The sequence below is a fragment of the Neobacillus sp. NPDC093182 genome (genome assembly GCF_044754045.1).
Window position 1 is genome coordinate 117,140 of record NZ_JBIVOI010000021.1, and the last position, 6,575, is coordinate 123,714.

Below are 6,575 nucleotides of genomic sequence, written 5' to 3' on the forward strand. Positions count from 1 at the left end.
TCTGTGAAACTTTGAACGAATGATGAAAAATTTACATTTCTTTCTTTCGAGATATTTTCTTATTTTCTCCAACACTAAGACACTTTATTGCCTGCATTGTTGGAATAAGGTACACTTATTTTAGTAATAGAGGTGAAAAGCAATGATATTATTACAAGTTAATCAACTAGCAAAATACTATGGTGCAGACCTAATTTTATCGAATATAAAACTAGAATTACAAACTCGGGACCGTGTTGCACTTGTCGGGCGAAACGGTGCAGGGAAATCGACATTATTAAAAATTATTGCTGGGCATTTGTCACATGATGGCGGAGAAATCATTAAGCCAAAGGGAGTAAGCATTGGTTATTTAGCCCAGAATACAGGACTAGAGTCGAATTTGTCGATCTGGGATGAAATGCTGACAGTTTTCGACGAACTGAGAAGTATGGAAGCAGCAATTCGACACCTCGAGGTTCAAATGTCAGATCCTGCTGCTATTGAGGACACTAGCAGATACGAGAGAATCCTAAATGAGTACGATCAGCTGCAAGTGAAATTTAAAGAGCAGGGCGGTTATCAGTATGAAGCAGATATTCGCTCCATCCTGCACGGATTGAATTTCCACGATAGTGCGGTCATGATCTCTTCCTTAAGCGGCGGACAGAAAACGCGCCTTGCCTTGGGGAAACTACTTTTAACCAAGCCAGATATTTTAATCCTGGACGAGCCTACCAACCATCTTGATATTGATACTTTATCTTGGCTCGAACAGTATTTACAAGGCTATGATGGGGCGATCTTAATTGTGTCCCATGACCGTTATTTTCTAGATAAAGTCGTAACGCAGGTTTATGAAGTTTCACGTAAGCAAATTCAAAAATTCATTGGAAACTATAGTGCATATCTAGACCAAAAAGCTGCCAATTATGAACGCGATTTAAAGCTATATGAGAAGCAGCAGCAGGAGGTTGCTAATCTTCAAGATTTTATCCAGCGCAACCTAGCCCGTGCGTCTACGACGAAACGAGCTCAGAGCCGGCGTAAAAAACTTGAGAAAATGGATTTGATGGACCGTCCATTAGGGGATGAGAAATCTGCCACCTTCTCCTTTGAAATTGAGAAACAAACCGGAAATGATGTACTGACAGTGGACTCCTTAGCAGTTGGTTATGATGGACAAAATGTATCTGAGAATATTTCGTTGCGGGCATATCGAGGTGAAAGCATTGCCTTAGTTGGTCCAAACGGAATTGGAAAGTCTACTCTTTTAAAAACCATCATCAAAAAACTGCCTGCACTAGCTGGCACTATTCAATATGGTGCAAATCTAGCAATTGGGTATTATGACCAGGAACAGGCAGAGTTGACCTCGAATAAGCGCGTTCTTAATGAACTTTGGGATGATTGGCCTTTAAAAAGTGAAAAAGAAATACGGACCGTCTTAGGTAACTTCCTGTTTTCAGGAGACGATGTATTAAAAATCGTTTCAACATTAAGCGGCGGTGAAAAAGCAAGATTGGCACTGGCCAAATTAATGCTGGAGAAGGCAAATGTTTTAATATTGGACGAGCCTACGAACCATCTAGATCTCGACAGTAAAGAGGTACTTGAAAATGCACTAGTCGACTACCCTGGGACGATTATTTTTGTATCTCACGATCGATACTTTATTAACAGAATAGCCACCAAGGTTTTGGAGCTTAGCAAAAACAGCAGCACAGAATATCTAGGTGACTATGACTATTACTTAGAGAAAAAGCTGGAGGAAGAGGAACTCAAGGCTTTAGAGAGTGCGAACGTTGTAAAAAAACAGACATCATCCGAAGTTCAAGATAAAAATTCCTACCATCAGGATAAAGAAAGTAAAAAGCTTGAGCGTCAGCGTAAGAGAAAATTAGAAGAAATAGAATTACGTATAGAAGAGTTGGAGTCAATCATCCAGGATAACGATGAAAAGTTATGTGAGCCTGAAATATTCCAGGACCATGAGAAAGTGCTGGAAATAAATTTAAAAAATGAAAAGGCAAAGTCTGAGCTCGAACAGTTAATGGACGAATGGGCTGAACTTGCAGAATAATAAAATGGGGGCTTGGATGTTGATATCCAAGCCCCTTTTTACTATTTTAACGGAATGGTTAATATGTCTGTTTTCGAACCATCCTTTGCGGAATAGACAAATAGCTCGATTGACACTTCTTCTTTTGTCAAAAGCTCCATTTCGATCGTTATTTCAAAGCTTCCCCATGCAGGGGCACCATCTGTTTGATAATGGTCTTCTAATAAAATCTCCGTTCCAGATATAACTGCATATTGAAAAACACCTTCAAACACCCTTGCCTTTCCCTTCACCATTACCTTACCATTCGATTTTGAAACCGTTACTTCTTTAAAGGCATCGTTTTCGTACTGTTTATTGTCTCCCTCTTCTTGATTATTTCCATTATCAATCACGTCTGGTTTCTTATCATCTGTTGATATATTAATATCTACACTGCAGGCAGTTAATCCAAAGAAGAGAACGATGACGATCCCTAATATGATTTTTCTTTTCATCTCTATCCCCACTTTCGAACATTCTTTTTTATTTACTATATTCACTAATCACCGAAGATGAGAACTCTACAAATTAACTTAAAAGTCGACAAAATTCGCGGAAAACTCTTAAATTTATTTCCCAGAATTCCTTTTCCACAAGTTTATACACATATTAAAACTTAGTTCTACAACCCTCTGGCTACTTTTCCACATTATCCACAGAAAAAGCTCTACTTATCCACATTGTCCACATAATAATGGTGACTTACCCACATAATTCGTACAATGCACATTTTTCTGAAAAAAGTTATCCACAAAAAAGGTATGTTGTTCACGCCATAAAGTGTGGAATATTCGATTCACCTTTAATCTGGCTGGATTTTCTTCGACACAGCTCTTTCGGTCACAACCCACCCTTAATTGTTCCCCTATTTTCTTTGCCTCTACTTTATCGTAACAATTCATCCTTGATTGTTCCCTTATTTTCTTTGCCTCTAATTTATCGTAACAATTCACCTTTGATTGTTCCCCTATTTTCTTTGCCTCTACTTTATCGTAACAATTCACCTTTGATTGTTCCCCTATTTTCTTTGCCTCTACTTTATCGTAACAATTCACCTTTAATTGTTCCTCTATTTTCTTTGCCTCCAATTTATCGTAACAATTCACCTTTAATTGTTCCCCTATTTTCATTGCCTCTACTTTATCGTAACAATTCACCTTTGATTGTTCCCCTATTTTCCTTGCCTCTACTTTATCGTAACAATTCATCCTTGATTGTTCCCCTATTTTCCTTACCTCTACTTTATCGTAACAATTCATTCTTGTTTGTTACCCAATTCTCCAACAAAAAAAGCCCTTCTTAACAGAAGGACTTCAAACTAATTGTATAATTCAATGTCTAAACCAGGGTTTGCATTTAATGAAAGGTCTGCTCGAATACCTTTTTCAAACATAATGCTTCCGGCAGCAGCAATCATCGCTGCATTATCCGTACACAAGTTTAAAGGAGGAATCACCAAGTCAATTTCAGTTTTACCTGAAAAGGCTTCTTCTAATGCCTTCCTAAGACCTTTATTCGCTGCAACACCACCAGCTAAGAGCACCTGCTTAACCTTATATTCCTCGGTTGCTTTTACTGTCTTTTTCACCAATACTTCGATGACACTTTCCTGAAAACTTGCTGCAAGATCTTCAGGTGCGATGGTTTCACCACGCTGCTCAGCATTGTGGACAGTATTAATAACCGCAGATTTTAACCCGCTAAAGCTAAAATCATAGGATCCTTCTTCTAGCCAAGCTCTGGGCAAATTCAGCGTATCGCTTCCCTCTTGAGCAAGCCTGTCGATATGCGGTCCACCAGGATACGGCAGTTTTAAGGTCCTCGCAACCTTATCATAGGCTTCACCGGCCGCGTCATCCCTGGTTTCACCAATCACCTCAAAATGCCCCTGTTCCTTCATATAGACTAGCTCCGTATGACCTCCAGATACCACTAAGGAGAGAAGAGGGAAGGTAAGTTCTTTCACTAACCTATTTGCATAAATATGACCAGCGATATGATGGACAGGAACAAGTGGAATGTTATGGGCAAATGCTAGGGCTTTGGCTGCATTTACACCAATTAACAAGGCTCCAACTAATCCTGGTCCTTCTGTTACCGCAATGGCATCCAACTCAGGCAGTGTAAGGTTTGCTTCTTTTAAAGCCTCTTCAATAACCATTGTCATCTGTTCAACATGATGACGGGAGGCAATTTCAGGTACCACTCCACCAAAACGCTTATGACTTTCAATTTGAGAAGCAACGACATTGGCAGCGATCTCCCTGCCATTCTTTATGATTGCAACAGCTGTTTCATCACAGCTAGTTTCTATTCCCATAATCCACTGATCTTTTATCATATATTCACCCACATCACTAGGGCATCTTCTTGATTATCTGTATAATAATTTTTCCGAATGCCGCCATTTTGAAATCCTAACTTACGGTAAAGAGATTGTGCAACATTGTTCGTCACCCGAACTTCCAGAGTCATGCTTCTTGCTCCCATATCCTTCGCCACAGTCATCATTTTGCGAAGCAATGCTTCTCCAAGGTGCCTGCCTCTATATTCTGGGAGAATAGCCACATTGGTTACATGGGCTTCATCGATCACAACCCAGGCACCACAATATCCAATAATTTTATCGTCTTCTTCCAAGACGATATAAACTGCAAATTTATTATTATAGATTTCATTATAAAAAGCTTCTCTGCTCCATGGTGTAGCAAAAGAGGCATGTTCAACCTCTAATATTTGATCGATATCCTCTTCCTTCATATATCGAAAAACAAAAGAATCTACCATATTTCTTTAATCCTATCCTTTTAAAATTTTCCCATTTGCCTCTAACCATTTCGCCTCTGCCTCTGCTAAACGGATATAGTTAGGAACAAAGGAATGTATGTCTTCCCCCTGTTTATCTTTACCTAATAAAGCCAGCTCCGAAGGACGTGGATTATGCTCCGTAATCGCCGCAAACACTGCCTGGGTGCCTAACGTATCTTCTATTACAGCTTGATGAAGCGGCAGGTCGTTTCCAACAAATAATATTGGTTTGTTTACTTCCTTTAATGAAGCTGCCCAATCTGCTGATAAAACTAAGAGGTCCTCTTTAACGGTTGTAAGCTTCCCACTTTGGTATTCATAGAGGCCTGTATAGACTTGTCCCCTTCTTGCATCAATAAGGGGTGAAATATAGCCATCAAAGTATCTCCCTGCCCCAGCAGCGATAATTTCAAGACTAGACACTCCTACTAAAGGTATCTTTAACGACCAAGCCATCGTTTTGGCGATTGTAACGCCAATTCGAACACCTGTATAAGAGCCTGGACCTTTCGCTACCACTATTTTAGTTAACTGTGCAGGGACTCTTTCACAATCCTTCATTAATGTCTGAATCGCTGGCATAATACGCACAGAATGATTCTTCTTTAAGTTGGTAATATATTCGCCTAGAACTTGATTATCTTCTATAAGCGCAACCCCTAATGGATAATTAGAAGTATCAATCGCTAGTATGGTCATTTACAAAAATCTCCTTACATAATTGCTCATATCTTTTCCCTTTCGGAACAAACACCATTTTTCTTTTTTCCGGACCCTCGTGATATAAATAGATGGTTAACAACTCTTCTGGCAGCTGTTCCTCAATTAAATGAGCCCATTCTACCACCGTTACCCCTTCACCATCAAAATATTCATCAAAACCTAAGTCCTCATAGGAATCGGCCACTCGGTATACATCCATATGATACAAAGGCAGTCTGCCCTTATACTCTTTTATTATGGTAAAGGTCGGACTGTTAACGGTTTTCTTAATATCCAGTCCCTGCGCTAATCCCTTTGTGAAGGTGGTTTTCCCTGCACCTAGATCTCCTTCCAGACAAATAACATCGCCTGGCTGCAGCAGTCCTGCAAGATTAGAAGCCAGCTGGAACGTTTCACTCGGATCTTTTGTATATTTTTCATACTGATTCATATAATCACCTTTTATTCTAACATAGCCTATCGCTATCTACATTCTACCTTATTTTTGTAAAAAAAAACCTTAGGATAGCTCCTAAGGATGTCCATTCATTATGTATTTTACCTAACTTTCACTTTTTAAGCAAAAAGGCATAAAAAAAACGAAACAACGTTTCGTATTTTAAAAGATATAGTTGGCGGTCTGGACGGGACTCGAACCCGCGACCTCCTGCGTGACAGGCAGGCATTCTAACCAACTGAACTACCAGACCAAAGTTTTTCAAGTGTTTGCTTGAAAATCTTAATTGCGGGGACAGGATTTGAACCTGCGACCTTCGGGTTATGAGCCCGACGAGCTACCAGACTGCTCCACCCCGCGACAATAATATTAGTGAACCAATATATTATATGCTTAAACAAATAATATATGCACACATTTTAAAATAATACAGCCTGGCAACGTCCTACTCTCACAGGGACAAAGTCCCAACTACCATCGGCGCTGAGAAGCTTAACTTCCGTGTTCGGTATGGGAACGGGTGTG

At 39.7% G+C, this 6,575-nt stretch carries 7 protein-coding genes, 2 tRNA genes and 1 rRNA gene; 1 reads left to right on the plus strand and 9 read right to left on the minus strand.

The genetic code is table 11. The annotated features are described in order from the left end of the window. The first annotated feature begins 142 nt into the window (after positions 1-142). Positions 143-2,062 (plus strand): ABC-F family ATP-binding cassette domain-containing protein, encoded by a 1,920-nt coding sequence (locus ACIQAA_RS28535; protein ID WP_402626400.1) that lies wholly within the window; start codon positions 143-145, stop codon positions 2,060-2,062. Positions 2,063-2,103: 41 nt separating this feature from the next. On the opposite strand, the gene ACIQAA_RS28540 is transcribed toward ACIQAA_RS28535, so the two are convergent. From ACIQAA_RS28540 to rrf, 9 genes are all read right to left on the minus strand, one after another. Continuing rightward, a complete protein-coding gene (locus tag ACIQAA_RS28540) occupies positions 2,104-2,538 on the minus strand; it encodes a Gmad2 immunoglobulin-like domain-containing protein (RefSeq protein WP_402626402.1) in 435 nt (144 codons plus the stop codon). A gap of 216 nt (positions 2,539-2,754) precedes the next feature. Beyond that, a complete protein-coding gene (locus ACIQAA_RS28545; protein ID WP_402626404.1) occupies positions 2,755-3,291 on the minus strand; it encodes a hypothetical protein in 537 nt (178 codons plus the stop codon). 110 nt (positions 3,292-3,401) lie between these two features. Beyond that, the gene (tsaD, locus tag ACIQAA_RS28550; RefSeq protein WP_402626406.1) at positions 3,402-4,424 is read right to left on the minus strand and encodes a tRNA (adenosine(37)-N6)-threonylcarbamoyltransferase complex transferase subunit TsaD; all 1,023 of its coding nucleotides are present in this window, start codon (positions 4,422-4,424) and stop codon (positions 3,402-3,404) included. Then, positions 4,421-4,870, minus strand: coding sequence for a ribosomal protein S18-alanine N-acetyltransferase (rimI, locus tag ACIQAA_RS28555; protein ID WP_402626408.1), 450 nt, complete (start codon positions 4,868-4,870; stop codon positions 4,421-4,423). The genes tsaD and rimI overlap by 4 nt, the downstream gene beginning before the upstream one ends. Before the next feature lie 12 nt (positions 4,871-4,882). Beyond that, a complete protein-coding gene (gene tsaB / locus ACIQAA_RS28560) occupies positions 4,883-5,590 on the minus strand; it encodes a tRNA (adenosine(37)-N6)-threonylcarbamoyltransferase complex dimerization subunit type 1 TsaB (RefSeq protein ID WP_402626410.1) in 708 nt (235 codons plus the stop codon). Then, on the minus strand, positions 5,571-6,044 hold the full coding sequence (gene tsaE, locus ACIQAA_RS28565; protein WP_402626412.1) for a tRNA (adenosine(37)-N6)-threonylcarbamoyltransferase complex ATPase subunit type 1 TsaE: 474 nt from the start codon (positions 6,042-6,044) through the stop codon (positions 5,571-5,573). The genes tsaB and tsaE overlap by 20 nt, the downstream gene beginning before the upstream one ends. A gap of 182 nt (positions 6,045-6,226) precedes the next feature. Continuing rightward, positions 6,227-6,303: transfer RNA gene (locus ACIQAA_RS28570), tRNA-Asp, on the minus strand. Positions 6,304-6,336: 33 nt separating this feature from the next. Beyond that, positions 6,337-6,410: transfer RNA gene (locus ACIQAA_RS28575), tRNA-Met, on the minus strand. 72 nt (positions 6,411-6,482) lie between these two features. Next, positions 6,483-6,575: ribosomal RNA gene (gene rrf / locus ACIQAA_RS28580) — 5S ribosomal RNA — on the minus strand; the annotation flags it as partial.

Coding starts and splice junctions, on each gene's coding strand:
- ACIQAA_RS28535 (WP_402626400.1), top strand. CDS start 143: ATGATATTATTACAAGTTAATCAACTAGCAAAATACTATGGTGCAGAC.
- ACIQAA_RS28540 (WP_402626402.1), bottom strand. CDS start 2,538: ATGAAAAGAAAAATCATATTAGGGATCGTCATCGTTCTCTTCTTTGGA.
- ACIQAA_RS28545 (WP_402626404.1), bottom strand. CDS start 3,291: ATGAATTGTTACGATAAAGTAGAGGCAAGGAAAATAGGGGAACAATCA.
- tsaD (WP_402626406.1), bottom strand. CDS start 4,424: ATGATAAAAGATCAGTGGATTATGGGAATAGAAACTAGCTGTGATGAA.
- rimI (WP_402626408.1), bottom strand. CDS start 4,870: ATGGTAGATTCTTTTGTTTTTCGATATATGAAGGAAGAGGATATCGAT.
- tsaB (WP_402626410.1), bottom strand. CDS start 5,590: ATGACCATACTAGCGATTGATACTTCTAATTATCCATTAGGGGTTGCG.
- tsaE (WP_402626412.1), bottom strand. CDS start 6,044: ATGAATCAGTATGAAAAATATACAAAAGATCCGAGTGAAACGTTCCAG.